Origin of the sequence: Rhizomicrobium sp. (genome assembly GCA_037200985.1) — a bacterium.
Lineage (GTDB): Bacteria > Pseudomonadota > Alphaproteobacteria > Micropepsales > Micropepsaceae > Rhizomicrobium.
Genome location: JBBCGJ010000001.1, coordinates 3,551,459 through 3,577,254, shown reverse-complemented (window position 1 = coordinate 3,577,254; position 25,796 = coordinate 3,551,459). Strand labels below are relative to the sequence as shown.

Below are 25,796 nucleotides of genomic sequence, written 5' to 3'. Positions count from 1 at the left end.
CGCGCGGCAGTGGTTATGGCCGCTCTTCTGATCATCCCGAAAGCAGTCTTCGGGGCTCCGGTGGACGACGATGAAATTTGCAATCGTCTCGACGCATTCGACCGGGCGCCATTCCCAAGCGGCGTGACGCAAGCACCACGTTCCGTCGTGTTTCTCTGGAAGCCGTCTGGCATTCTCGGAACGGCCGAATGCGTGCATCACAGCGAACCCAACGCCAAAGCTCTATGCGGCTGGCTTATGGAGAATACATCCCGTGAATTTTCCGAAGTGCTTCCAGAACGAATTTTAAGCTGCCACGGCTTCGGCTTTCCGCGTCATCCAAATGTCGGCGATTGGATCGCCGACTACGAATTCATCGACGAGAAGACTATGCGGTGGCTTCGCCTCGATGTTGCCCGAGGTCAAATTCCGGACGTCGACGCTATCCGTTGGACGGTCCTGCCCGACGGCAAAGACAATGCAACTCTTCCGCTTTCCCCATTGAAGGACGAGCTCGAGGCAAAGGTCCCCGCCAACTAGAGCCACTTCCTGTGGGCGCTCGCAGGGCTTAAGCTGTCAGGATGCGCCGGCTTATCCCCTTTCTAGCTATACTACTTCTGGCCAGCCCCGCGCTGGCCCAGACCACCGATATCGACGCCTTCAAGGACGCGCCCGACGAGGCCAAGATCCATGCCGCCTCGGGCTTCATCTGCCCGCAATTCATCGGCCATTTCGAGCGCGACGCCTTCGGCGAGCGCGACCCGTCGATCGGCTCGGATTTCTGCGCCTATTCGGCGCGCGACGGTGTCTATGGCACGATCACGCTGACGCCGCTGAAGGCGGCCTATGACCCCAAGACCGCGCTGGTGCCCGAATTCACCGAGCAGGAAGGCATCGGCGGCAAGATGGTCGGGGAGAAGACCCTGCTGCTCGGCGGCGGCAAGACGCCGATCTCGGTCTATCAGCGCACCTATGAGACCGCAGCGCTGGAGACGCTGCACTACCGCATCCTGTTCTCCGGCGGGACGGTCGGCAATTGGGCGCTGGAGGCGACGGTCGAATTCGCCACCCCGCGCGACGATGCGGCCCAGCAGGGCTTCCTCGACGCGGTCTATGCCGAGGCGCTGGCGCATATCGCCAAATTGCCGCCGGGCCAGCCTTCGGCCGCTCCCGCCCAGCCGGCGCCGCTGGCCGCGCCGGAAAACCCGCGCTAGACTTCGCGTAACCGCTATCGCATTTCCCGGAAGGTCCCCATGTTCTTCCAGTTCTTCGACGAGCTCCGCGCCGCCAAGATTCCCGTCACGCTCAAGGAATATCTGGCGCTGATGGACGCGCTCGATCACGACGTGATCGACATGAAGATCGACGAGTTCTATTACCTCTCGCGCACCACGCTTGTGAAGGACGAGCGCAATCTCGACAAGTTCGACCGCGTGTTCGGCCATGTCTTCAAGGGCCTCGAAGGCCTCGACGCCTCCGTCCTCGCCCAGATTCCCGAGGAGTGGCTGAAGGCGCTGACCGAGAAATTCCTCTCCGAAGACGAGAAAAAGCAGATCGAGGCGCTCGGCGGCTGGGACAAGCTGATGGAGACGCTTAAGCAGCGCCTCGAAGAGCAGAAGAAGCGCCATGAGAAGGGCAACAAGATGATCGGCTCGGGCGGAACCTCGCCCTACGGCAACAGCGGCTACAATCCCGAGGGCGTGCGCATCGGCCAGGACAAGTCGCGCCACGGCAAGGCGGTCAAGGTCTGGGACAAGCGCGAATACAAGAACCTCGACGATTCGGTCGAGCTCGGCACCCGCAACATCAAGGTCGCGCTGCGCCGCTTGCGCAAATGGGCGCGCCAGGGGGCGGAGACCGAGCTCGATCTGCCCGGCACGATCACCGATACCGCCAACAAGGGCTATCTCGACCTGCGCCTGGTGCCGGAGCGGCACAACACGGTCAAGGTGCTGCTGTTCTTCGACATCGGCGGCTCGATGGATGCGCATATCAAGCTTTGCGAGGAGCTTTTCAGCGCGGCCAAGACCGAGTTCAAGCACATGGATTTCTACTACTTCCACAATTGCCTCTATGAGGATGTGTGGAAGGACAATCGCCGGCGCCACAATGAGAAGATCCCGACCTGGGACGTGCTTCACAAATATCCCAAGGACTACAAGATCATCTTCGTCGGCGACGCGACGATGAGCCCCTATGAGGTGACCTATCCCGGCGGCAGCGTCGAGCACTGGAACGAGGAGCCCGGCGCGGTCTGGCTCGACCGCGTGACGAACCTGTTCGAGCACGCGGTGTGGCTCAATCCGGTGGCCGAGAAGCACTGGGAATACACCCCGTCCATCGCCTTGATGAGCCAGCTTTTCAACGGCCGCATGTATCCCCTGACGCTCGCCGGCCTCGACAATGCGATGCGGGAGCTGAACCGGTGAAGCTGAGCGCCCGGAACCAGCTCAAAGGCCGGATCGTGGCGGTCGAGAAAGGCACCACCACGGCGCATGTTCGAATCGATATCGGCGGCGCCGTTGTCACCTCTTCCATCACCAACGAGGCGGTGGACGATCTCGGGTTGAAGATCGGCGACGACGCCTATGCCGTGATCAAAGCGTCCGACGTCATGATCGGAAAGTAGCGTGGGCGAAGCGACGCGCGGCGCAGGAGCGGTGGTCCGCAACGCCGTCTGGGCCGACGCCGAACCGCTGTCCGCCACGCTGGGTCGCGCATTTCACGACGATCCGGTGATGGCCCACTTCCTGCCGGACGCGGCGGCGCGCGCGAAGGTCCTGTCGCGCGTCTTCCGGCTTATGTTCAAGCTCGGCCTGCCGCACGGCGCCTGTTTCGTCACCGGCGGCTATGAAGCGGCGACGCTGTGGCGGCCGCCGAACGGCTGGCACGTGCATCTCAAAGACTACGTCGTCAACGCGCCGGAACTGCTCGGCATCTTCGGGTTCGGCGTCTTCAATGTGATAGCCACGCTGGATCGCGTGGAGAAAGTCCATCCGAAGGAGCCGCACTGGTATCTGCAGGTCATCGGCACCGATCCGGACAAGCAGGGCAAGGGCTTCGGCAGCCTCATCATGCGCGATCGCCTGGCGGCCGCCGACGCGGCGGGCCTGCCCTGCTATCTGGAATCGAGCAAGGACACCAACATCCCCATCTATCGCAGCTTCGGCTTCGAGGTGACCGGCGAGATCAACATCCCGGACGGTCCCACGATCTGGCCGATGTGGCGCAAGGCGCGCTGACGCCTCTTGCGGGCCCGCAGGACACCTGATCCGATGCGGCCAAACATCCGGGAGAGCGCCATGACGATAACGGTCCACCATCTCAACAATTCGCGCTCGCAGCGCATCCTGTGGCTGCTCGAAGAACTCGGCGCGCCGTATGAGATCGTGAAGTACCAGCGCATGTCGCCGGTGCCGTTCGCGCCGCCGGAACTCAAGGCCGTGCATCCGCTCGGCAAGTCGCCCGTGATGACCGATGGCAAGACGACGATCGCGGAATCGGGCGCCATCGTCGAATATCTCATCGACACCTACGGCAAGGGCCGCCTCAAGCCGGCCACCGGGACCGACGACTATTGGCGCTACATCGAATGGATGCACTATGCCGAGGGTTCGGCGATGCTGCCGCTCCTGATGGCGCTTTATACCGGGATGCTGGGCGACGCCGCGGCGGTGCTGAAGCCGCGCGTCGACAGCGAGATCGCCAACAACCTCTCCCATATGGAAGCCAGCCTCGGCACCAAGGACTTCTTCGTGGGCAACGACCTGACCGGCGCCGACATCCAGTTGATCTTCGTCGTGGAGGCGGCCGGGGCGCGGCTTGCGCCCTATCCCGCGCTGGTGAAATATCGCGAGCGCCTGCAGGCGCGTCCCGCCTACAAACGCGGCATCGAAAAAGGTGGCGAGTACGCGTTGATGAGCCGCTAGACGATCGCAGTATCGGTCGGAGGTAGGAAGGCCATGACACGTACAGCCGACGGGCCGGGGCGCCCGGCCGTTCCCCTGCCCGGCACGCACTTTTACATCCTCAGCAAAGCGCCAAGCGCCGCGGGCGGCGTGCTCGCCATCGCCGCGGCGGACGGCCGGGTGATCGTGGCGGCGTATCAGGCGGACGACGATCGGCAATTGTGGACGCGGCGGGCCCTCTCCGACGGAAGCTATGCGCTGATCAACAAGGCGGCCGATCTTTGCATCGGCGCCTATCCGCCGCAGAACGGCACGCCGCTCATGCTCTATCCGCTCGATCAGATCGAGACCGGCCCGTTCACGCATTGGCGCGACGACCAGGTTCCGGGCGATTACAACGCGATCAACGCGTCCGTCGATTGGGAGCAGAAGATCAACATCCCCACGGACGGTCCCTATCCCCCGGGGCAGGGGCTCGTGACCTGGCAATGGAGCCATGGTGCGCCCAACGAATTATGGGCGCAGGTGAGCGCGGACAGGTTCAGCTACAAGCTGGTCTCGCTCGCATTCGATACGGCCAAGGCGCGCATCGATCCGCTGGCGCCGATCGCCGGCAATGACATAGGCGTGCTCAACAACGAATCCGTGCAGGCCAACCTGCCGATTTTCACGGTGCAAAGGCTGACGACCGCCTACGGTTTTCACCCGGTGGCCGGCTCCTCCGACATCGAAATCCCCTATCACGGTCCCCGGCCTGCCCTGGACGAGAATGGGCTTGTCGTGCTGGTCGAGGGCGATTGGCAGTATGGAGCGTCCGCCCAGTCGTTCGTCGACACGCCGTTCCAGATCATCGTCGCGGTGCCGCCGAAGACCGCCGTGGCCTATGGCGCGCGGGAGGCCTGCGCCCAGCTGACGCTGTCCTATACCGCGACGTTCAACCGGGTGTCGCCGGACGGCGGCAGCGAGACCATCGAGGTTGGGGGAAGCTTCACGGCGATGTGCCCCTATCGGATTTATGCGGAACTCGAAAATTCGTCGCCGATAGGCTGACGGCTCACGCCGATTTGCGCGATTCGACGTAGCGGTCGGTCATCGCATCGAGCATCGCCAGCGGCACCGCGCCGCCGATCAGCATCGCGTCGTGGAAGCTCTTGATGTCGAACCGGGCGCCGAGCGCCGCGCGGGCCTTCTTGCGCGCGGCGAGGAAGGTCAGCTTGCCCAGCATGTAGCCGCAAGCCTGGCCCGGCATGACGCAATAGCGGTCGATCTCGGTGATCGCGCCGCTTTCCTGGTCGCCCAGCGTGTCGACGTAGAATTTGGTCGCCTGCTCGCGGCTCCATTTCATGCTGTGAATGCCGGTATCGACCACCAGGCGCACCGCGCGGAACATCGCGTCGTGCAGGAATCCGATGCGACCGAAGGGATCGTCGCGGTACATCCCCATCTCGTCGGCGAGCCGTTCGGCATAGAGCGCCCAGCCTTCCATGTAGGACGAAAAATAGGTGAGCTTGCGGATCAGCGGCATCTTGGCTTCGCGCTGGATCGAAAGCTGGAGATGATGCCCCGGAATCGCCTCGTGATAGGTGAGCGTCGGCAGGAGCCAGCGCGGCTGCTCGGCGGTGTCGCGCAGGTTGATCCAGTAGATGCCCGGAACCTTCCCGTCCAGCGACGGCGCATTGTAATAGCCGCCGGCCTGTCCCGCCTCGATCTCCTTCGGCACCCGCCTGATCGTCACCTCGGCCTTGGGCAGCGCGCCGAAATAGTCCGGCAGCCTGGCGCGGACCGCGGCGACCTTCACGTTCAGATCGGCGATAAGCTGCTGCTTGCCGGCGTCGGTGTTCGGATAGATCATCTTCGGATCGGCGTACATCGCATGCAGCCGCGCGCCGACCGTGCCCTTGGTCATGCCGTACTGCTTCATGATCGCGTCGATCTGCGCGGTGTGATCCTTGATGATGTCGAGGCCGGTCTTGTGGATCTCCGCCGGGCTCATCGCCGACGTGGTCCAGGTGAGGACGCTGTCGCGGTAATAGGCCTCGCCGTCGGGCAGCTTCCACACCCCTGCGTCGTGCGTCGCCTGTCTGCGCATATCGGTCACGAGCGCGATCTGGCGGTCGAGCGCGGGATAGACCTTGTCGGACAGTATCTTCGCCGCCGGCGCGCCCCAATCGCCCGCGATGCTCTTTTCCCCGGTGCGCCGCACCAGCGACATCGTCATCGACGCGCTGTCCGCCGGCTGGCCGCGCAGCGCCGTCATCTGCTTGATCGTGTTGTCGAGGCAGAAATCGGGCGGCACCACGCCCAGCGCCACGTCGTGGCGCACGACCTCCGCCTCCTCGTCGAGGCGGAGCGCGAACTGCTCCAGGCGCGCGAGATAGGCGTCGGCGTCGTCCTTGGTTTCGATCGTGTGCTGGTTGTCGAGGAAGGAGGGAATGGCGCTGTAGAGGCCGTTCATCTGGTTGATCAGATAGGGCGAGCCCGCGCCGCCGCCGCCATAGGCGTAGCGCGCATCGGTGGTGACGGCATTGCGCAGGCCGAAGATCACGACGTCGTAGCTCTGCCGGTCTTCGCCGCTCACCGAATTGCGGTCGAAGGTCGAGAGGCGCGCCAGCTGGTTGGCGGCTTGCGTCTGGTTGCGCACGATGGCGGCGAGCGAGGCTTCGTCGATCTCGCTCTTCTGGTGCTTGCGCGCCCCGGTATCGACGCCCAGTGCTGTCGCGGCGGTCGGCGAAAGGTCGAGGTTCTCGTTGACGAAAGCGTCGAACAGCGCGTTCAACTGCGTGGACGGCGCGTCGGCGGCCAGGGCAGGCCGGGCCAGGGCCAGCGCGGCGGCGCTTGCCGCTCCCGATTTGAGCAGCGAACGGCGATCCAGCATGTTGCGGTTTCCTTCGGCGTCGGCTGGAAGCTAGGAAGCGGGCCTGCGCCCGGCAAGGGGCGATGCTCGCGGGCGTGTCACGTTTGCGTGCCGGGCGGGGTTTGAAACTAGGCGGCGAAGCGGCTTGGTGCCAGCCTTCCTTCCGCCACGGGTCCCGGCTAACGCGGCTGGATGTTCTTGCGGATCCAGCTCGCCAGTTCGTCCTCGCTGAAGGCGCCGGACACGACGGACAGAATCGCCATGACGGCTTGTCCGTCGTCGACCGCGAGTTCGAAGCCGTTCAGCACAAGAAAGGATTCCAGAGCGACAAGGGCGGTTCGTTTGTTGCCGTCGATAAAGGCGTGATTCTTGGCGATGCCGAACGCATAGGCGGCGGCCAAGGCCGCCGCATCCGGTTCGCCGTAAGCCGCCAGATTTTGCGGCCGCGCCAACGCCGATTCGAACATTCCCGGATCGCGAATCCCCGAAGCCCCGCCATGTTCGGCGAGCTGCTCGTCATGTGCGGCCAGCAGGGCATCCGGGTCCAGCCAGACCCAGTCCGTCATTTCGCGAGCTCGCGAAGCGCATTGCGCCGCTTCTTCATGACCTGACGCATGACTTCCATCTGGCTGCTTGTATCGGGATCATAGGGACTGAGACGAAACCCGTCCGGCGCGGGCGTCACCGTGATGGTGTCGCCCTTGTCGATCTTCATCGCGGCCAGCATCTCTTTCGGCAGCGTGACGCCGACGGAATTGCCGATCTGGATGAGCTTGAGCTTGTAGTGCATAGCCGTCTCCGTTCCAACGGATGTTAGAACGGCACGTTATAACAAATGTATAACCATGGCAAGCCGGCTTGTCGAACCCGCCTATTCCGGCGCGACGGTCACCTTGATCCCGTCGAGCTCGTCGGCACAGACGATCTGGCAGGAGAGGCGCGAAGTCGGCTCGACCGCCAGCGCCATGTCCAGCATGTCGATCTCGGCATCGGAGGGCGGCGTGAGCTTCTCGTACCAGCCGTCGGTCACATAGACATGGCAGGTGGCGCAGGCGCAGGCGCCGCCGCACTCCGCCGCGATCGGCAGGCCGGCGTCGCGCAGGATCTCCATCACGCTCCAGCCGTCGCGGCCTTCGATTTCGCGCGTCGCGCCGACGCGGTCGGTGGCGATGATCTTCATGCGGAGACACCCAGCTTCTTCTGGAGGTTCGACGACGAGGTCGTGTACTGGAAGCGCAGCTTCTCGTTCGGCTTGACGATGTGGAACGCGGCCTGGGCCATCAGCGCCGCCTCGTGGAAGCCCGACAGGATCAGCTTGAGCTTGCCCGGATAGGTGTTGATGTCGCCGATGGCGAAGATGCCGTGCGTGGAGCTTTCGAACTTCGCCGTGTCCACCGGAATGAGGTTCTCATGCAGGTTCAGGCCGAACTCTGCGATGGGGCCGAGCTTGATGGTCAGGCCGAAGAACGGCAGGAACGCATCGACGTCGTGCAGCCATTCCTTCTTGTCGGCGCCCGCGAGCGTCACGCCGGCAAGCTTGCCGCCGTCGCCGTGCAGCGACTTCACGCTGGCGACGTGGAATTTGACCTTGCCCTCCTTCTCCAGCGCCCGCATCTGGTTGACGCTGTGCTGCGCGGCGCGGAAGCCGTCGCGGTGATGCACCAGGGTCAGGCTCTTGGCGATGGGCGCTAGGTTGATCGTCCAGTCGAGCGCGCTGTCGCCGCCGCCCGCGATCAGGATGTTCTTGCCCTTGAAGGTCTCCATCTTGCGCACGGCATAGTGCACGCCGACGCCATCGCCCTTGTTCTCGAACGCCTCGATGCCCGGCACCGGCGGGCGCTTCGGCACGAAGCTGCCGCCGCCGGCCGCGATCACCACGACGGGCGCGATAATCTCGGTGCCGGCATCGGTCGAGAGCTTCCACCTTCCGTCGGGCAGTTTCTCGAGCGCCGACGCCATCTCGCCGAAATGGAACTGGGCGCCGAACGGCTTGATCTGGTCGAGCAGGCGGTTGGTCAGGTCCTGACCGGTAACGATGGGCAGGCCCGGAATGTCGTAGATCGGCTTCTCGGGATAGAGCTCGGTGCACTGCCCGCCCGGCCGGTCGAGGATGTCGACCAGATGCGCCTTGAGATCGAGCAGGCCTAGCTCGAACACCGCGAACAGGCCGATCGGGCCGGCTCCGACAATGGCGATATCGGTCTCGATAGGCGTGCTCATGGGCTATTTCACAGGCTCTCTATGTATGAAATGGGAAACTAGCGGCCCTCATATGTAAAAAAGGCACCGCCCACAACCCTTTCAAGTGGGCGGCGACTGTGCCGCAGCGCCTTGGCGGCGCCAAGGGCGTGACGTCGTCGCGCGTCAAGCGTCTGCCTGAAATGGGAAATCCCGTCCAGGCGGCGCGGCGTCGCGCGCTCAGGCGGCGAGATAATCCCGGATGAAGGCCTGGACCGCATCGGCCCGCGTCTTGAGCACGGCGATGGCGGCCGCAGCGCCCTGGCGGTCGGCGAGATCGATCGGCTCGCAACAGGCGGCCGCGTCGCCCATCGCGAAAGCGCCGATGCCGCGTGCCGCGCCCTTCAGCGTGTGGGTGACTTCCTTCCAGGACTTCGCGTCGCGCGCATCGAGGATGCTTTGCAGCCTGGCCACGAGCTCGTTCGCCTGGCCGTCGAACAGGCGCATCACTTCGGCGTTGATCGCGCGATCGCCGCCGGTGTACCGCGCCAGATGTTCCAGATCGACAACCTGGCCGCCGGCCATATGCTGAACTCTCTTCAAGAGATCGACGGGCCATCATGGCAGGGACTGACCAACACTCCGTTAACGGATGGACGGCGGATGGGCACCCGAATGCCCGGGCGGCAAAATTTACTCTAATCCTCGTGCAATCGGGCGTTCGATGGTTAAAGTGCGGCGCTACCTAGCCGAATCCTTCGAGGGACGCATGGCCACCACCGGATCGGGCAGCCAGCCCGTGTTGCTCCAGACGGCCGAACCCATCGGGGACGCCGAGGCGCGCACCGCCCGCCGGCCCGAGCCGAAATTCGGTCTGGCGGCGCTCACCTTCGCGTTCGTGCTCTCCGCCTTCTGGGCCGGCGCCGCGGCCGCTTATCTCTGGGGATATTTCGGACCCAAAGGTCTTGCCGGTCTCGATGTCCAGGAGCTGGCGCTGTTCGTCGCCGCGACGTTCATCCCGCCGCTTCTCTTCATCGCCGCCGCCTGGGCCATGACGCGGGCGCAGCAGATGGCCGTCGCCTCGCAGACCTTGGCCGAAGCCACCGACCGGCTCTTTGCCGCGGATGAAACGGCATCGCGCGCTGCGGCACGCCTGGGGCGCGCGGTGCGGCGCGAGCTCGACGCGCTGAACGCGGGCCTCGACGGCGCCTTCACCCGGCTGCGCGCGCTCGAAGCCGTGCTGGAAAACCAGATCGCCGCGCTCGACGAAGCCGGCGCGCGCGCCGAGGTTCGCGGCGAGGCCGTGGCCTCGCGCCTGACCGCCGAACGGGAGCGCATCGAAGCCGTCGCCGGCTCGATGAGCGAATCCGCTTCGCGTGCCGCCGAGACGATTGCCGGACGCACCGCGCAATTGAAGGCCTCCATCGAATCCGCCGAAGGCGCGCTCAAGACCGCCGGCACGACGCTCGACGCCCAGGCCGCGAGCTTCCGGGCCGCGGCGAGCGCCGCCGCCGACGCGCCGCATGCCGCCGCCGTCGAACTGGACCGCCAGGCCAAGCGGATCGAATCCGTCGCCGACGCGGCGATGGCGCGCGCCGAATTCGTGCTCGGCCGCCAGGAACGCCACCGCACCGGCATGAACGAATTGATGCAGCGCCTGAAGGAAGAGAGCGCGTCGTTCGAACAGGCCTTGTCCAAGGAGCGCGCCTCGATGGAGCAGGCGATCCAGGCCCTGGGCGGCGAGGCGCAGAAATTCGAGACCGTCACCGGCGACGCCGAGCGCCATCTCGAGATCATCATGGCCAACGCCTCGGCCCGCGCGGCGCAGCTCACCTCCAACTTCATGCGCGAAGCGGAGAAGCTGAAAGAGGCGAGCGACAGCGCGAACATGACGCTGCACAACATGATCAACGCGCTGCAGCAGGCCAATGCCGGCGCCCAGACCCTGATCGGCGAAACGGCGAACGAGGCCAAGACCAACGCCCGCGCCCTGGTGGGCGAGGCGATGGCGGAATGCGAACGCCTGCTGCGCACCTCCGGCGAGCTGTCGGCGGAAGCGGCGGAAATCCGCACCACGCTGGCCAAGACGGTCGAGGACGTGCAGCACCATCTGCTTACCCTGCCCGGCATCGCCCAGCAGGAAGCACGCCGCGTGCGCGACATGGTGCGCAGCGAGACCGAGGAGATCCTCGACCTCTCCGCCCGCACGCTCTCCACCATCCACGCCCGCACCGTGCCGCGCGCCATGCTGCGCAAGCCGGTCGAGCCCGCGCCGCCGGAGCAGCCCGAAAGCGAAGGCCTGCTCGGCATGGCCAAGCGCCTGACGCAGCGCCCGCGCAAGCCGAGGACCGACGCGCCGCCCGCGGAACCCGGCAAGGGCTGGGAGATGCGCACGCTTCTCGCCGCCGTCGAAAAGGACGAGCAGCGCGAGCTGAAGCCGGCAAGCGCGGCGGCGATGGGCGCGCTGGAAGCGGCCCTGTCCGACATGGCGGTCGACCTCGACGGCATCACGGCGGAAGCAGCCCCCGGCGAGGACGAATGGCGCCGCTATCTCGCGGGCGACCGCTCGGTCTTCGTGCGCAAGCTCGCCGCCGCGATCGACGACGACACGGTCAACCGGATCGCCACGCTCTATCGCGAGGATCCGCGCTTCCGCGAGGCGGCCAACGCCTATATCGGCGAATTCGAGTCGCTCCTGGCGCGCGCCAAGGAAGGCGATGGCGGCGGTCTTCTGACCTCGACGATGCTCAGCGCCGATACCGGCAAGATCTATCTCGCCGTGGCTTATGCGCTGGGGCGGCTATAGCAGCACCGCTGTCATCCCCGGCTGAGCGATGCGCAGCATCGCGAAGGGAAGGGACCCAGGTGGAGCAAACGCTGTGCGCTCGCAGACAAGTACGTTCGAAGCCGTCAACACCACCCCAAGCTCCACCGCCTGGGTCCCCTTCCCTCGCCGCGCTACGCGCGGCTCCGCTGGGATGACAGTGGGGCTCAGCCGACGCGCCGCAAACGCGCCGCGTAGAAACCGTCCATTCCGTGACAGGGCAACGTGCGTAAATCGCCTTGCGGGCCGATCCATTCGCTGCGTCCGAACACATCGGATAAATTCACCGCCTCGCGCGCGAAACGCGCGTCACGTCCGAGGAAGCTCTCGACCTGCTCGAAACCCTCTTCCGGTTCGAGCGAGCACACCGCGAAGACCAGAAGCCCGCCGGGCGCGACCATCTCCGCCGCGGCATCCAGCAACTCCGCCGCGCCCTGCTCGCACAGCGTGACGTCCGAGGCACTCTTGATCCAGGGCAGTTCGGGATGGCGCCGTATCGTACCGGTCGCGGTGCAGGGCGCATCGAGCAGGACGAAAGGCGCAGGTATGTCGGGCCGGAAGTCGCGGACATCGGCTGCGACAAGCGTCGCCTCGAGCCCGGTCCTGGCGAGATTCTCGCGCACCCGTTCCCGCCGCGCCGCCTCGCGTTCGACGGCAACGACATGCGCGCCCGACGCCGCCAATTGCATCGTCTTGCCGCCCGGCGCGGCGCAGAGATCGATCACCGTTCGGCCGCGCACATCGCCGAACAGCCGCGCCGGCAAGGTCGCCGCCGCGTCCTGCACCCACCAGTTTCCCTCCGCGAAGCCGGGCAGCGCATCGATGCGTCCACCCTCCGTCAGGCGAAGGACATTGTCGAAAACGGGATCGCCGGCAGGAGCCGGAAGACCGGCGGTTTTCAGGACGATATCGACAGGCGCCTGCCGCGCATGCGCCGCCGCGATGGCCCGCGCTGTTTCTTCGCCATACGCTCCGCACCAGCGATTCCAAAGCCAGTCGGGCGTGTTCAGCCGCGCTGCGTCCTGCGCGTCGGCAATCGCCTTGCCTTCGCGCGAGACGCGCCGCAGCACGGCGTTGATCAGCGATTTGAAATGCACCGCCTTGGCATCGGCCTGCGCCAGGCGGTTCGCGGCGTCGACCGCGGCATGCGCCGGCACATCCAAGAAGAGGAGCTCGCAGGCGCCGGCATAGAGGATCTCCAGCGTTGGGCCGGCCTTGTGCGGCTGCGGCGCCTTCGGAACGAAATGACGGATAATGGTTTCGATCTGGCCCAGCCGCCGCAACGTCTCGCTCGCGATGACGCGGGCGAAGCCGGCATCGCGCGGCTCCATCGCGGGCAAGCTTTCGAGCGCGACATCGAGCGGCCGGCGCTTGCGCAGGACATCCGAAAGAACCGCCAGGGCCGCGGCGCGCGCCGGAAGGCCGTCGCTCACGCCCAGGGACCGGGTTGCGTCGCGGGCCGGCCCGCCATCGCGCGCAGCCGCGCGACACGCTCCTCGGTCGAAGGATGGCTGGAGAACAACCCCGACAGGCCGCCGCCATGCAGGGGATTGATGATGAACATATGCGCCGTCGCAGGATGCGCCTCGGCCTCTTCGTTCGGGACCCGTTCGGCGACGCGCTCGATCTTCTGCAGCGCCGAGGCCAGCCACAGCGGCCGGCCGGAGATTTCGGCGCCTTCGCGGTCGGCGTCGAACTCGCGGCTGCGGCTGATCGCCATCTGCACCAGCATGGCGGCGATCGGCGCGACGATCGCGACGAGCAGCACGCCGACGAAACCCAGCCCGCCGCGCCGGTCGTTGCCGCTGCCGAAGAAGAAGGCGAAATTCGCCAGCATGGAGACCGCGCCGGCGATGGTCGCGGTGATCGTCATGATCAGCGTGTCGCGGTGCTTCACATGGCTGAGCTCGTGCGCCAAGACGCCGGCGAGCTCTTCCCGGTCGACATTCCGCAACAGACCGGTCGTCACACACACCGCCGCGTGCTCCGGGTTTCGGCCGGTCGCGAAGGCGTTGGGCTGGTCGTTCTCGACGATATAGACCTTGGGCATCGGCAGGCCGGCCTGGCCCGCGAGCTGCTCCACGAGATGGACGAGATCGGGCGCGCTCGCCGCGTCGACCGGACGGGCGCCATACATCGACAGCAGGACCTTGTCCGAGTTCCAGTATGCGAACAGGTTGGTGCCGGCCGCGAACAGGAAGGCGATGCCCATTCCGGCCTGGCCGCCGATCAGGAAGCCGACAAGAAGGAACAGGGCGGTCAATGCCGCCATCAGAAGGCCGGTGCGCAGGACGTTCATGGCCGGACTGATGTAAGCTGGCCCCGCGCAGCGTCAAGCGGAGGCGACAATGCCGTCCAGACCCAGCAAGGCCGAGATCGCCCGGCGTATCCGGGAGGCGGGCGAGCGCGCCAACGCGGAAGCCGAGGCCCGCCGCAAGGCGCAAAAGCCCTTGGAACTGCCGGCGGAGCTGGGTGGCCGGGCGGGGCCGGAACCCACCCGCTATGGCGATTGGGAGAAGAAGGGAATCATCTCGGATTTCTAGGGTTATTGCGGCGCACCTTGATCGCGCGCCGCCCAGGGTCCACATAAGCTTGACGGAGCCAGACCCATGTTCATCCAGACCGAATCCACGCCCAATCCCGCGACGCTGAAATTCCTGCCCGGCCGCGACGTCATGGGCGAGGGCGAGGTGGCGGATTTCCCGACCGCCGAGGCCGGCGCGCGCTCGCCCCTGGCGGCGGCGCTGTTCGCGATCCCCGATGTCAGCCGCGTGTTCTTCGGGTCCGATTTCGTCTCCGTCACCAAGCGCGACGGCGACTGGAAGCACCTCAAGCCCGCCATCCTCGGCGCGATCATGGAGCACTTCACCCGCGGCCTGCCGCTGATGACCGGCACGGCGGAAGAGACCGAGACCGTTTCTTTCGGCGAAGAGGGCGATCCCGAGGTCGTGGCCCAGATCAGGGAATTGATCGACACCCGCGTCCGTCCCGCCGTGGCACAGGACGGCGGCGACATCATCTACAAGGGCTTCGACGGCGGCGCGGGCATCGTGTTCCTGCATCTGCAGGGCTCCTGCGCCGGCTGCCCGTCCTCGACCATGACGCTGAAGAACGGCATCGAGAACATGCTGCGCCACTACGTGCCGGAAGTGAACGCCGTCGAAGCGGTGTAAGCTCGCCCCGATTCTTTCGAGCACGGCCGCCATGGACCATCACGCCATCAACGACGAAGCGCTGGACACGATCTTCCGGTCGGCGCGCAGCCAGAACAAATGGACCGACAAGCCGGTCAGCACCGCGCTGCTGATGGCGGTCTACGACCTCATGCGGCTGGGGCCGACCAGCGCCAATTGCTCGCCGGCGCGCTTCGTCTTCTTGACGACGCCGGAGGCGAAGGAGCGGCTGGCCCAATATGCCTCGCATGCCAACCAGCCGAAGATCCGCGCCGCGCCGGTGACCGCGATCATCGGCTATGACCTGGATTTCGCGCAGCGGCTTCCCGAGTTGTTCCCGCATGACAAGACGGCGAAGACCTGGTTCGCCGATCCGGCCGTCGAGCAGGTGACGGCGTTCCGCAACGGGTCGCTGCAAGGGGCCTATTTCATCGTCGCGGCGCGCGCCCTGGGGCTCGATTGCGGGCCGATGTCGGGCTTCAGCAACGCCAAGGTGGACGAGGAATTCTTCGCCGGCACGCGGATCAAGTCGAACTTCATCTGCGGGATCGGACATGGCGATCCGTCCGGCGTCTTCCCGCGCAATCCGCGGCTGGAATTCGACGAAGCCTGCAAGATCCTGTGAAGCTGCTGGCCGTCGACACCGCGCTCGGCGCCTGTTCCGTGGCCATCCTGGACGGCGACGCGGTGCTGGCGCATGTCTTCGAGCCGATGGAGCGCGGCCATGCCGAAGCGCTGGCGCCGATGGTCGAGAATGCGATGCGCGACGCCGAAATCGGCTTCGCCGCGCTCGACCGGCTTGCGGTGACCACGGGACCGGGCACCTTCACGGGCCAGCGTGTGGGACTTGCCTTCATGCGCGGCCTGCGCGTCGCGCTGCATAAGCCGCTGCTCGGCGTCACCACGCTGGCGGCGATGGGTCATCAGGCGATGGCCGAGACCGGCCTTGCCGCTTTCGCCGCCCTGCACGATGCCAGGCGCGACGAGGTCTATCTCCAGATGTCGGGCATGGACGATCCCGCCGTGCTGGGCTTCGCGGACGCGCTTCAAGCGATCCTGCGCCTCGACGGCCGCTTCGCGCTGGCCGGAACGGCGGCGCCGATGGCCGCGACACGTCTATCGAACGGTGTTCTCTCCGCCGTACATCAGCCCGACGCGTTGTGGGTTGCGCGGCTGGCGCAGGCCCTGCCGGACAGCGATGTTGCGCCGCGCCCGCTTTATCTTCGGAACCCCGACGCGAAATTGCCGGCGGCGCGATGAGCGTCGCGCTTCTTCCCGCCGGCGACGACCTCGGATCCTTGGCCGCGATCCATGCGGAATGCTTCCCCGATGCCTGGAGCGCGCGGGCGATCGCGGACCTGCTGGCGACGGCCGGCACCTTCATCATTGCGGGCGCGGACGGCTTCGTGATGGCGCGCGCCGCCGCCGTGGAGGCCGAAATCCTCACCTTGGCCGTGGCGCCCCGGGCGCGCCGCCGCGGCACCGGTTTCGCGCTGGTGCAGGCCGCCGGCGCGCATGCCGTCCGCCTGGGCGCCGATGCCCTGTTTCTCGAAGTCGCGGCGGGCAATCGGGCCGCCCGCGCGCTGTATGACAGTCTCGGCTTTGCAGAAACCGGGCGCCGCAAGGGCTATTACACCGCCGGACGCAGCCAGCCCGAAGATGCCCTCGTTTTGCGCAGCAATCTCCCGCTTTCGCCCCTTGGGAAAAGCCCGCCCACTGGGTAAACTCGCTTCCGACGCCACGCGACAGGAAACCGAGTGACGCGCATCGAAAAACTCTGCGCCGAGAAGGGTCTTCGCATGACCGAACAGCGCCGCATCATCGCGCGCGTGCTGTCGGAGGCGGCCGACCACCCCGATGCCGAGGAAATGTACCGCCGCGCCTCGGCGATCGATCCGCATATCTCCATCGCCACGGTCTATCGCACCGTGAAGCTGTTCGAGGATGCCGGCATCCTGGAGCGCCACGATTTCCGCGACGGACGCTCGCGCTATGAAGAGGCGCCCGAATCGCACCACGACCACCTGATCGACGTGCAGACCGGCAGCGTCATCGAATTCCGCAACGAGGACATCGAAAAGCTCCAGCGCCGCGTGGCGGAGGAACTGGGCTTCGAACTGGTCGACCACCGCCTCGAACTCTACGGTGTGCCGAAAGGCGCAAAGAAGCCGCGCTGATGGCCACGCTGCGCGCCTGGGCGATCGTCACCGTCTTCCTGACCGTGACTCTGCTGCTGATCCCCTATCAGAGCTTCAACCTGCGCTTCCGCCCCAAGGCGGCGAAGACCTTTCCCTGGCGCTATCACCGCTTCATGACGAAGCTGTTCGGCATCCGCATCCATACGGTGGGCAAATCGGTGCTGGACGAGGGCGTTCTGGTCGTCGCCAACCACACCTCCTGGCTGGACATCCTCATCTTCTCCGCCCTTGGGCAGGTGTCCTTCGTCGCCAAGTCGGAGGTCGCGACCTGGCCGCTGTTCTCGACCCTGGCCAAGCTCCAGCGCACCGTGTTCGTCGAGCGGACGCGGCGGCAGGCGACCGGCGCGGCGCGCGACGAAATCCGCGACCGCCTCTTGGCCGGGGACACGCTGATCCTGTTCCCCGAAGGCACATCGGCCGACGGCAACCAGGTGCTTCCCTTCAAGAGCGCCCTGATGGGCGCGGTGGAAGCGCGGGTAGGGGACGGCAAGGGCGGCAGCCGGGCCGTGCGGGTCCAGCCGATCTCCACCGCCTATGTCGGGTTGCACGGCTTCCCCATGGGGCGGGAGAACCGGCCGCTCTATGCCTGGTACGGCGACATGGAACTGGTACCGCACCTCTGGGAGGCGCTGCTGACCGGGCCGATCGACGTGGTGGTCGAGTTCCACCCGCCCATGGATGTGGACGAGGCCGGCGGACGTAAGGCCTTGGCGGCAAAGACGGAAACGATCGTGCGGCGCGGCCAGATGCGGGCGCTGGCCGGGCTGACCGGGCCGACGCCGGTGGATGCGGCGCCCGTTGCGGAGGCCGCGCCCGTGCTGGCGCCGGCCGTGGCGTGACCGTATAACCGCCGCCCGATGAAAAAGCTCTTCGTCAAGACCTATGGCTGCCAGATGAACGTCTACGACTCCGCCAGGATGGCGGCGTTGCTGGCGCCGATCGGCTATGGCCCGGCCGACACGGCGGAGGACGCCGACATGGTGATCCTCAACACCTGCCATATCCGGGAGAAGGCGGCCGAGAAGGTCTATTCCGAGCTCGGGCGGCTCAAGCAGATCAAGGACGCGCGGGGCCTCACCATCGCCGTCGCCGGCTGCGTCGCGCAGGCGGAAGGCGCGGAGATCGTGGCGCGGGCGCCGCAGGTCGATATCGTGGTCGGGCCGCAGGCCTATCACCGCCTGCCCGAGATGATCGCCAGGATCGCGCGCGCCGGCGGCCATGCGCTGGAAACCGATTTCCCTGCGCTGGAGAAATTCGACGCGCTGCCGATGGATGCGGTGGCGCCGGGCGTCGCCGCCTTCCTCACCGTGCAGGAGGGTTGCGACAAATTCTGCACCTTCTGCGTCGTGCCCTATACGCGCGGCTCCGAATATTCGCGGCCCGTGGCGCAGATCGAGGACGAAGCGCGCCGGCTTGCCGCGCAGGGCGTGCGCGAGATCACCCTGCTCGGCCAGAACGTCAACGCCTATCGCGGCGAAGGGCCGGACGGAAAAGACTGGTCGCTGGCGCGGCTGCTGGATCGCCTGTCGCGGATCGAAGGCCTGGCGCGCCTGCGCTACACCACCAGCCATCCGCGCGACATGGGCGAAGACCTCATCGCCGCGCATGGCGATATCGAAAGCCTGATGCCTTATCTGCACCTGCCGGTGCAGTCGGGCTCCGATGCGATCCTCGCCGCGATGAACCGTCAGCATACCGCCGACGACTATCGCCGGCTGGTGGAGCGTATCCGCCGCGCCCGTCCCGATATCGCGCTGTCCTCGGATTTCATCGTCGGCTTTCCCGGCGAGAGCGACAAGGATTTCGAAGCAACACGCGATCTGGTGCGCGACATCGGCTATGCCAGCGCCTTCTCCTTCAAATACAGCCCGCGGCCCGGCACGCCGGCCGCCGCGGCGCGCAAGCATCTTCCCGAAGACGTCAAGGATGCGCGGCTGCAGACGCTCAACGCGCTGTTGCTGGCGCAGCAGGACGGGTTCAAGCGCGCCTGCGAGGGCCGCACGCTGGACGTGCTGTTCGAAAAGCCCGGCCGCCAGCCCGGCCAGGCGATCGGGCGCAGCCCCTATCTCCAGGCGGTGCATGTCGAGGGCGCGGCTGAGCTGATCGGCGCGATCCGCCCCGTGCGCATCGACGCCGCCTATCCCAACAGCCTGAAGGGCAGCCTTGTCCGCGAAAAGGTGCCGGCGCATTGAGTGCGGCGAAATCCAAACGCGCGGCGAAGGAGCAGGTGACGCTCGAATTTTCCGACAACGGCTTGCTTGCCGCGCTGGCCGGCGGGCATGAGCGCAATTTCGTGCGCCTGGAGCAGAAGCTCGGCGTGCGCATCGCGACGCGCGGCAACCTCGTGGCGATCGAGGGCGATGCCGGCATGCGCGAGCGCGCCGCCACCGTGCTGCGCGGTCTCTATGCGCGCATCGAGGCCGGCGACGGCTGCACCGCCTCCGATGTCGATGCCGAGATCCGCTTCGCGGCCGAGAAGTCCGCCGGCCTCGTCGGCAATTCCTTCGGCTCGCAGGCGATCCGCACCGCTTCGGGCAAGGTCACGCGCACCCGCACGCCGGCCCAGGCCGCCTATCTCGACCTGATGCGCACCCATCCCCTGGTGTTCGGCGTCGGGCCGGCGGGCACGGGCAAGACCTATCTCGCCGCCGCCTTCGGGGCGCATCTTCTGCACGAGCGCCAGGTCGAGCGCCTGATCCTCTCGCGCCCCGCGCTGGAAGCGGGCGAACGGCTCGGCTTCCTGCCGGGAGACCTCAAGGAGAAGATCGATCCCTATCTGCGCCCACTCTACGATGCGCTGTTCGACGTCCTGGGCGAGCGCACCCAGAAGCTGATGGAGATGGGGACCATCGAAGTGGCGCCGCTGGCCTTCATGCGCGGCCGCACGCTGACCCGCGCTTTCGTCATCCTGGACGAGGCGCAGAACGTGACATCGGCGCAGATGAAGATGTTCCTGACCCGCCTGGGCGAGGATTCGCGCATGGTCGTGACCGGCGATCCGTCGCAGAGCGACCTTCCCGGCGGCCGCGCCGACGGGCTGAACGAGGCGCTGCGCATCCTTTCCGGCGTCGAAGGCGCGGCGGTGGCGCATTTTTCCGAGAAAGACGTGGTCCGCCACGCCCTCGTCACCCGCATCGTCGCCGCCTATAATCGCGCCGACGCGCAGAAGCCCGGCCCGTGACTTTTTCCGTGCATCTTCAGTTCGGCGACGCCCGCTGGCGCAAGGTCCGCGGCCTGTCGGCGCGGCTCGAGGCCGCGGCGGAGCGCGCCCTGAGGCGAGGCGCCGCGCCGCGCAAGGCGTCGCTGACCGTGCTGCTCAGCGACGACGCCCAGCTCAAGGCCCTCAATCGCGATTTCCGCGGCCAGAACAAGCCGACCAACGTTTTGTCCTTCCCCGCGGCCGCCAACGGCGACAACTATCTCGGCGACGTCGCGCTCGCCTATGACGTGACGCGCGACGAGGCGCGCGCCGCGGACAAGCGCCTGGTCGATCACGCGACGCATCTGGTCGTGCATGGCGTGCTGCATCTGCTGGGCTTCGATCACACGACCGAGCGCCAGGCGCAGGAGATGGAGCCGCTGGAGACGCGCATCCTGGCCGAGCTCGGCATCGCCGATCCTTACCGGACGGAGGCCGCGTGATGAGCGAGGCCGCCGATGATGGCGACGGCCGCGCGCCGTCCCTGCTGCGCCGCATCGGCGCCTTCCTGCGCGGCGACGATTCCACCACGCAGATGCGCGAAAGCATCGAGGAAGCCATCGAGGAGAGCGACCGCCACAGCACGCAGCTTTCGGCGCCCGAGCGGCGGATGCTCGCCAATTTGCTCAAATTCGGCGAGCTGCGCGTCAGCGACGTGATGATCCCGCGCGCCGATATCGTCGCGGTCGCCGAGGACACCCCGCTTACCGATATCGTCGCCCTGTTCCGCGACGTGCAGCATTCGCGCCTGCCGGTCTATCGCGAGACGCTCGACGATCCCATCGGCCTGGTGCACATCAAGGACATCCTGGCCTATCTCGAGGCCCAGCCCGACGGCAGCTTCCACTGGAAGAGCGGATCGCTCGCCCAGTTCAAGCGCGACCTGCTGTTCGTGCCGCCGTCCATGCCGCTGGTCGATCTGCTGCTCAAGATGCAGACCGTGCACAGCCATCTCGCCCTGGTGATCGACGAATATGGCGGCACCGACGGCCTCGTCACCATCGAGGACATCATCGAGGAGATCGTCGGCGACATCGCCGACGAGCACGACGAAGACGACCAGCAGGTCCGCAAGATCGAGGACGGCGTGTACGTCGCCGATGCCCGCGTCGACCTGGAGGATTTCCGCGCCCAGACCGGCATCGCGCTGGCGCCGGAGGATGCGGATCAGGAAGTCGATACGCTGGGCGGCCTCGTGGTCTCGCTGCTGGGACGGGTGCCGCAGCGCGGCGAGATCGTCGCGCATCCTTCGGGCTATGAATTCGAGGTGCTCGAAGCCGATCCCAGGCGCGTGAAGCGGCTGCGCGTCCGCGCGCCGGCGCCGCCTTCGCCTGCCGATCCGGCGGATGGAAAGCCGTTGTGACGCTGGCGCGCATCGGGGACTTCTTCCGCGCGCTGACCGGCTGGCGTGCGCTTCTCGCCTCCATCCTCGCCGGCGCAGTCTACGCCCTCGGCTTCGCGCCGCTCGGGATCTTTCCCGCGATGCTGCTGGGACTGGCCGCCCTCGTGCTGCTGCTCGACGGCATAGCCGCGCGGGCGCGCCCGGTGCGCCACGCCGCGGCGATCGGCTGGGGTTTCGGGTTCGGCCAGTTCTTCGTCGGCATGCACTGGATCTTCTATCCCTTTCTCGTCGATCCGCTCGAACATGCCTGGCAGATTCCATTCGTCGCGATCCTGTTTCCCGGCGGCCTGGCTCTGTTCGCGACGGCGGCCTGCGCCGCGGCGATGGCGGCGTGGCGCCCGGGCCGGCCGCGTATTTTCATCTTCGCCGCCTGCTACGCCGCGGCCGAATGGCTGCGCGGCCATGTCCTGACCGGACTGCCGTGGAACCTGCCGGCCTATGGCTGGGGCGCATCGCTCGCGATTCTTCAGAGCACGGCGCTCTTCGGCGCCTATGGTCTGTCGTTATTGACAGTTCTTTTCGGGATGGCTTTAGCGGAATTTTTTGAAGCGTCCCGTCCGCGCGCGACTCTTCCCGTCGCCGCGGTCGCATTGTTCGCCGCTCTGTGGCTGGGCGGGGCGGCGCGGCTTGCGACCACGCCGACGGCGTTCGTTCCGAACGTCCATCTGCGGCTGGTGCAACCCAACATTCCGCAGGACGAGAAGTATGTGCGCCGCTTGGTCGCGCGCAACTGGCAGCGGCTGATGGAGTTGAGCACGCGGCCGGGTGGTAGCACAGCAGGCGTCATCATTTGGCCGGAAGCCGCACCGCCGGTGCTTCTGCAGCGCAATCCCGATGCTCTCGCGCAGATTGCCGAACTGACCGGCGGCAACCGCGTCCTGGTGACGGGCAACCAGCGCAAAGAGATCGACGCGGACGGCGAACGCCGGTTCAACAGCCTCTACGTCTTCGGGCCCGGCGGCGCGCTCGTCGCGACCTACGACAAATTCCACCTGGTGCCGTTCGGCGAATACCTGCCGCTCGAATCCTGGTTGCGCTATCTCGGAATCACCAAACTGGTCGATTTTCCGGGAAGTTTTTCGACTGGCGACGGTCCGCATACGCTCGCCATTCCGGGCGCGCCGGCCGCGAGTCCGTTGATCTGCTACGAAATTCTGTTTCCGTCGGCCGTCGTCGGCACGCCGCGGCCGATGTGGCTTTTGAACGTGACGGACGATTCGTGGTTCGGTCCCTGGGCCGGGCCGCGGCAGCATCTTCTGGCGGCGCGCGTGCGCGCCATCGAGGAGGGCCTGCCTCTGGCGCGCGCCGCCAACACCGGAATCTCCGCCGTCGTCGACGCCCAGGGCCGCATTATCGCGGAGCTTGGGCTCAACCGCACGGGTATCGTCGACGCGCTTCTACCCAAGGCTGACCCGCAGTCACCTTACGCACGCTTCGGCGATCTGGTATTTTTTCTGCTGTTGATCCTCGCCGCCGCCCTTCCCATGGCGCTTTCCCGCCAGTAGGGTTTCGAACATAAGTGTTTGAATCAATTCTTCCTTTAACCTGCCGGCGCGTCAGAGCCGGATAGAAACGGAGCGTTGTGTAATTACCGTGCCAAAGAAACAAGCGAACCCGATCGACGGGCAGGTGGGAAATCGCGTCCGCCTGCGGCGCATGCTGATCGGCATGAGTCAGGAACGGCTGGGCGAGTTGCTCGGCCTCACATTTCAGCAAGTTCAGAAATACGAAAAAGGCGTGAACCGCATCGGCGCGGGCCGCCTGTTTGAAGTCTCCCGCATACTCGGCGTTCCGATCGACTATTTCTACGAAGGCGTGATCGGACAGCAATCGGGCGGAGGCTTCGCGGAAGGCGATGCATCGCCGCCGGTGATGGAGTTCGTCTCCAGCGGCGAAGGACTTCAGCTCAGCCTCGCCTTCATGAAGATCAAGGACCCGAAGCTGCGCAAGCGCGTCCTCGATCTCGTCAAGCAAATGGCGGAAGACCCGCAAGACTGACGGTCAGCGTTTTTTCGCGCGCGAAGCCTTTTCGGCAAGTCCCGATTGTCCTTCGCGCGCGGCAAGCGCGGCATAGACGTCGTCCGGCGTGACGCCGCTCGCCGCCCACAGCACGAGCAGGTGATAGAGCACGTCCGCCGATTCCGACGCGAGCGCCTTTTTGTCCTTCATCGCGGCGGCGATCGCCGCCTCGACCGCTTCCTCGCCGAATTTCTTGGCGCATTTCGCGACGCCGTCCTTCAAGAGCGCGGCGGTATAGGACGTCGCCGGATCGCCGCCCTTGCGCGCGGCGATGGTCGCGAACAGCCTGTCGATCGGATGCGGCGCCACTAGTTCGACCTGTCTTCCAGGAGCCGGCGCGCGATGACGTTCGCCTGAATCTCCGCCGCGCCCTCGAAAATGTTCAGGATGCGCGCGTCGCATAAGACGCGGCTGATCGGATATTCCAGCGCAAAGCCGTTGCCGCCGTGAATCTGCAGCGCGTTGTCGGCGCACGCCCAGGCGACGCGCGCCCCAAGCAGCTTGGCCATGCCGGCCTCCAGATCGCAGCGCCGCCCCTCGTCCTTTTCGCGCGCCGCGTAATAGCTGAGCTGGCGCGTGATGGTGATCTCCACCGCCATCATGGCGAGCTTGTCGCGCACGCGCGGGAAATCCATCAGCGGCCGGCCGAATTGCCGGCGCTCCAGCGCATAGCGCACGCCCAAATCCATCGCGCAGAGCGCCACGCCGACGGCGCGCGCCGCGGTCTGGATGCGCGCCGATTCGAAGGTCTGCATCAATTGCTTGAAGCCCTGGCCTTCCTCGCGGCCAAGCAGGTTTTCCGCCGGCACCTCGAAGCCGTCGAAGCCGATCTCGTATTCCTTCATGCCGCGATAGCCGAGCACGCCGATCTCGCCGCCGCTCATACCCTTCGCCGGGAATATCTCGGTTTCGGTGCCGCGCGGCTTTTCGGCGAGGAACATGGAGAGGCCGCGATAGCCCGGCTTCTCCGGATTGGTGCGCACGAGCAGGGTCATCATGTCGGCGCGCGCCGCATGGGTGATCCAGGTCTTGTTGCCCGTGATCTTGTAGACCTCGCCGTCCTTCACCGCGCGGGTCTTCAGTGCCGCCACGTCGGAGCCGCCGGAGGGTTCGGTGAACACCGCCGTCGGCAGCTTGGCGCCGCTCGCGATCAGCGGCAGCCAATGCGCGCGCTGGTCCTGGGTGCCGCCGGTGAGGATCAGCTCGGCGGCGATCTCCGAGCGGGTCGCCAGCGAGCCGACGCCGATATAGCCGCGCGAAAGCTCCTCCGACACCACGCACATCGCGGTCTTGGAGAGGCCGGCGCCGCCGAACTCCTCCGGGATGGTCAGGCCGAACACGCCGAGATCGCTAAGTTCGTCGATCACGGAAATCGGGATCAGCTCGTCCTTCAGGTGCCATTGATGCGCGAAAGGCGCGACCTTGTCCTGGGCGAAGCGGAAGAATTGCTCGCGGATCAGGCCCATCGTGTCGTCCAGGCCGGGATCGCCGACGAACATCGCGCCGGCGTGCTTGGCCATGTATTCGGCTATGGCGCCGCGGATTTCCGGACGGCCGCCAAGGGTTGCCAACTCGCCCAGCGTCGGCGTCCAGAACTCGGCCGCATTGGAATCGTCGAGGCCGAGATCGAAGGGCCGCGCGATCTCGTTCTGGCTCATCTGGATGCCGCCGGCGATCTGGCTGAGATATTCGGCGAAGCCGGCGAGCAGCAGGAGTTGCTCGATCTCGCCAAACCTTTTGTCGTGCTCGAGCTGGCGGCCCCAGCGCGCCATCTGGCGCAGCGCTTCGACATAGGTCGCGAGCCAGGCCAGGCCATGCGTCGCGCGCTGTTCGCGGTCGAGCGCGTCGGGCGAGATTTTCCCGTCGACGGTGACGAGCCGGCCGACCGCATCCTTGGCGGCGGCCAGGAGGCCTTGCGCGGAAAACACGGCCTCTTCGCACTTGGCCAGGAGGTGCGGAACGCTGAGCGGCAGCATGGACATCGTCTTCAAAAGTTCAAGCGGTTGAGCTTATCGGACTCCCCGATGCGATGCATCCTGGGAGTCCGATTGCGATGCGTGGC

At 66.3% G+C, this 25,796-nt stretch carries 31 protein-coding genes; 21 read left to right on the top strand and 10 right to left on the bottom strand.

Annotated features, from left to right (window positions below):
* Positions 1-15 precede the first annotated feature (15 nt).
* The 7 genes from WDN01_17610 to WDN01_17580 are packed head-to-tail and all read left to right on the top strand — an operon-like array spanning position 16 to position 4,937.
* On the top strand, positions 16-519 hold the full coding sequence (locus WDN01_17610) for a hypothetical protein (GenBank protein MEJ0027845.1): 504 nt from the start codon (positions 16-18) through the stop codon (positions 517-519).
* Positions 520-560: 41 nt separating this feature from the next.
* A complete protein-coding gene (locus WDN01_17605; protein ID MEJ0027844.1) occupies positions 561-1,193 on the top strand; it encodes a hypothetical protein in 633 nt (210 codons plus the stop codon).
* A gap of 39 nt (positions 1,194-1,232) precedes the next feature.
* Positions 1,233-2,408 carry a VWA domain-containing protein gene (locus WDN01_17600; protein ID MEJ0027843.1) on the top strand — a complete coding sequence of 392 codons (1,176 nt, stop codon included), beginning with the start codon at positions 1,233-1,235 and terminating at the stop codon, positions 2,406-2,408.
* Positions 2,405-2,608, top strand: a complete 204-nt coding sequence (locus WDN01_17595; protein MEJ0027842.1) for a molybdopterin-binding protein — start codon at positions 2,405-2,407, stop codon at positions 2,606-2,608. The genes WDN01_17600 and WDN01_17595 overlap by 4 nt, the downstream gene beginning before the upstream one ends.
* A gap of 1 nt (position 2,609) precedes the next feature.
* Positions 2,610-3,221 carry a GNAT family N-acetyltransferase gene (locus tag WDN01_17590; protein ID MEJ0027841.1) on the top strand — a complete coding sequence of 204 codons (612 nt, stop codon included), beginning with the start codon at positions 2,610-2,612 and terminating at the stop codon, positions 3,219-3,221.
* 60 nt (positions 3,222-3,281) lie between these two features.
* Positions 3,282-3,908, top strand: a complete 627-nt coding sequence (locus tag WDN01_17585) for a glutathione S-transferase family protein (GenBank protein ID MEJ0027840.1) — start codon at positions 3,282-3,284, stop codon at positions 3,906-3,908.
* A gap of 33 nt (positions 3,909-3,941) precedes the next feature.
* A complete protein-coding gene (locus WDN01_17580) occupies positions 3,942-4,937 on the top strand; it encodes an RICIN domain-containing protein (protein MEJ0027839.1) in 996 nt (331 codons plus the stop codon).
* A 4-nt stretch (positions 4,938-4,941) separates the two neighbouring features.
* Here WDN01_17580 and WDN01_17575 read toward each other — a convergent pair whose 3' ends face one another.
* The 6 genes from WDN01_17575 to WDN01_17550 all read right to left on the bottom strand — a co-directional run bounded on the left by WDN01_17575 (position 4,942) and on the right by WDN01_17550 (position 9,504).
* Complete coding sequence (locus WDN01_17575; protein MEJ0027838.1) at positions 4,942-6,762, bottom strand: DUF885 family protein; 1,821 nt, start codon at positions 6,760-6,762, stop codon at positions 4,942-4,944.
* A 158-nt stretch (positions 6,763-6,920) separates the two neighbouring features.
* The gene (locus tag WDN01_17570; protein MEJ0027837.1) at positions 6,921-7,307 is read right to left on the bottom strand and encodes a type II toxin-antitoxin system death-on-curing family toxin; all 387 of its coding nucleotides are present in this window, start codon (positions 7,305-7,307) and stop codon (positions 6,921-6,923) included.
* On the bottom strand, positions 7,304-7,531 hold the full coding sequence (locus WDN01_17565) for an AbrB/MazE/SpoVT family DNA-binding domain-containing protein (protein MEJ0027836.1): 228 nt from the start codon (positions 7,529-7,531) through the stop codon (positions 7,304-7,306). Before WDN01_17565 ends, WDN01_17570 begins: the two co-directional genes overlap by 4 nt.
* Positions 7,532-7,612: 81 nt before the next feature.
* Positions 7,613-7,921, bottom strand: coding sequence for a 2Fe-2S iron-sulfur cluster-binding protein (locus tag WDN01_17560; GenBank protein MEJ0027835.1), 309 nt, complete (start codon positions 7,919-7,921; stop codon positions 7,613-7,615).
* Positions 7,918-8,961: an NAD(P)/FAD-dependent oxidoreductase gene (locus tag WDN01_17555; GenBank protein MEJ0027834.1), complete on the bottom strand. Its 1,044-nt coding sequence runs from the start codon at positions 8,959-8,961 to the stop codon at positions 7,918-7,920. The genes WDN01_17560 and WDN01_17555 overlap by 4 nt, the downstream gene beginning before the upstream one ends.
* Positions 8,962-9,159: 198 nt before the next feature.
* Entirely contained in the window at positions 9,160-9,504 is a 345-nt protein-coding gene (locus tag WDN01_17550) for an Hpt domain-containing protein (GenBank protein MEJ0027833.1), read from the bottom strand.
* Positions 9,505-9,688: 184 nt separating this feature from the next.
* Here WDN01_17550 and WDN01_17545 point away from each other — a divergent pair, with 184 nt between their 5' ends.
* Positions 9,689-11,725 carry a hypothetical protein gene (locus WDN01_17545; protein ID MEJ0027832.1) on the top strand — a complete coding sequence of 679 codons (2,037 nt, stop codon included), beginning with the start codon at positions 9,689-9,691 and terminating at the stop codon, positions 11,723-11,725.
* A gap of 185 nt (positions 11,726-11,910) precedes the next feature.
* Here WDN01_17545 and WDN01_17540 read toward each other — a convergent pair whose 3' ends face one another.
* Both WDN01_17540 and htpX read right to left on the bottom strand, forming a co-directional pair.
* Positions 11,911-13,176: a transcription antitermination factor NusB gene (locus tag WDN01_17540; protein ID MEJ0027831.1), complete on the bottom strand. Its 1,266-nt coding sequence runs from the start codon at positions 13,174-13,176 to the stop codon at positions 11,911-11,913.
* On the bottom strand, positions 13,173-14,042 hold the full coding sequence (gene htpX, locus WDN01_17535; protein ID MEJ0027830.1) for a zinc metalloprotease HtpX: 870 nt from the start codon (positions 14,040-14,042) through the stop codon (positions 13,173-13,175). The genes WDN01_17540 and htpX overlap by 4 nt, the downstream gene beginning before the upstream one ends.
* Positions 14,043-14,091: 49 nt before the next feature.
* Here htpX and WDN01_17530 point away from each other — a divergent pair, with 49 nt between their 5' ends.
* From WDN01_17530 to WDN01_17470, 13 genes are all read left to right on the top strand, one after another.
* Entirely contained in the window at positions 14,092-14,286 is a 195-nt protein-coding gene (locus WDN01_17530; GenBank protein MEJ0027829.1) for a DUF1674 domain-containing protein, read from the top strand.
* A 66-nt stretch (positions 14,287-14,352) separates the two neighbouring features.
* The gene (locus WDN01_17525; GenBank protein ID MEJ0027828.1) at positions 14,353-14,916 is read left to right on the top strand and encodes a NifU family protein; all 564 of its coding nucleotides are present in this window, start codon (positions 14,353-14,355) and stop codon (positions 14,914-14,916) included.
* Between the two features lie 31 nt (positions 14,917-14,947).
* Entirely contained in the window at positions 14,948-15,541 is a 594-nt protein-coding gene (locus WDN01_17520; protein ID MEJ0027827.1) for a malonic semialdehyde reductase, read from the top strand.
* The gene (gene tsaB / locus WDN01_17515) at positions 15,538-16,176 is read left to right on the top strand and encodes a tRNA (adenosine(37)-N6)-threonylcarbamoyltransferase complex dimerization subunit type 1 TsaB (GenBank protein MEJ0027826.1); all 639 of its coding nucleotides are present in this window, start codon (positions 15,538-15,540) and stop codon (positions 16,174-16,176) included. The genes WDN01_17520 and tsaB overlap by 4 nt, the downstream gene beginning before the upstream one ends.
* Positions 16,173-16,640, top strand: coding sequence for a GNAT family N-acetyltransferase (locus WDN01_17510; GenBank protein MEJ0027825.1), 468 nt, complete (start codon positions 16,173-16,175; stop codon positions 16,638-16,640). The genes tsaB and WDN01_17510 overlap by 4 nt, the downstream gene beginning before the upstream one ends.
* 33 nt (positions 16,641-16,673) lie before the next feature.
* Positions 16,674-17,093 carry a Fur family transcriptional regulator gene (locus WDN01_17505; protein ID MEJ0027824.1) on the top strand — a complete coding sequence of 140 codons (420 nt, stop codon included), beginning with the start codon at positions 16,674-16,676 and terminating at the stop codon, positions 17,091-17,093.
* Entirely contained in the window at positions 17,093-17,953 is an 861-nt protein-coding gene (locus WDN01_17500; protein MEJ0027823.1) for a lysophospholipid acyltransferase family protein, read from the top strand. The genes WDN01_17505 and WDN01_17500 overlap by 1 nt, the downstream gene beginning before the upstream one ends.
* A gap of 18 nt (positions 17,954-17,971) precedes the next feature.
* Positions 17,972-19,306 carry a tRNA (N6-isopentenyl adenosine(37)-C2)-methylthiotransferase MiaB gene (gene miaB, locus WDN01_17495; GenBank protein ID MEJ0027822.1) on the top strand — a complete coding sequence of 445 codons (1,335 nt, stop codon included), beginning with the start codon at positions 17,972-17,974 and terminating at the stop codon, positions 19,304-19,306.
* 35 nt (positions 19,307-19,341) lie between these two features.
* Complete coding sequence (locus tag WDN01_17490; GenBank protein ID MEJ0027821.1) at positions 19,342-20,295, top strand: PhoH family protein; 954 nt, start codon at positions 19,342-19,344, stop codon at positions 20,293-20,295.
* Entirely contained in the window at positions 20,292-20,756 is a 465-nt protein-coding gene (gene ybeY / locus WDN01_17485; GenBank protein MEJ0027820.1) for an rRNA maturation RNase YbeY, read from the top strand. The genes WDN01_17490 and ybeY overlap by 4 nt, the downstream gene beginning before the upstream one ends.
* Entirely contained in the window at positions 20,756-21,676 is a 921-nt protein-coding gene (locus WDN01_17480; GenBank protein ID MEJ0027819.1) for a hemolysin family protein, read from the top strand. The genes ybeY and WDN01_17480 overlap by 1 nt, the downstream gene beginning before the upstream one ends.
* Entirely contained in the window at positions 21,673-23,220 is a 1,548-nt protein-coding gene (gene lnt, locus WDN01_17475; protein MEJ0027818.1) for an apolipoprotein N-acyltransferase, read from the top strand. The genes WDN01_17480 and lnt overlap by 4 nt, the downstream gene beginning before the upstream one ends.
* A gap of 151 nt (positions 23,221-23,371) precedes the next feature.
* The gene (locus WDN01_17470) at positions 23,372-23,713 is read left to right on the top strand and encodes a helix-turn-helix transcriptional regulator (protein MEJ0027817.1); all 342 of its coding nucleotides are present in this window, start codon (positions 23,372-23,374) and stop codon (positions 23,711-23,713) included.
* 3 nt (positions 23,714-23,716) lie between these two features.
* On the opposite strand, the gene WDN01_17465 is transcribed toward WDN01_17470, so the two are convergent.
* Both WDN01_17465 and WDN01_17460 read right to left on the bottom strand, forming a co-directional pair.
* The gene (locus tag WDN01_17465) at positions 23,717-24,043 is read right to left on the bottom strand and encodes a phosphoribosyl-ATP diphosphatase (GenBank protein ID MEJ0027816.1); all 327 of its coding nucleotides are present in this window, start codon (positions 24,041-24,043) and stop codon (positions 23,717-23,719) included.
* A complete protein-coding gene (locus WDN01_17460; protein ID MEJ0027815.1) occupies positions 24,043-25,710 on the bottom strand; it encodes an acyl-CoA dehydrogenase family protein in 1,668 nt (555 codons plus the stop codon). Before WDN01_17460 ends, WDN01_17465 begins: the two co-directional genes overlap by 1 nt.
* Positions 25,711-25,796: the final 86 nt, after the last annotated feature.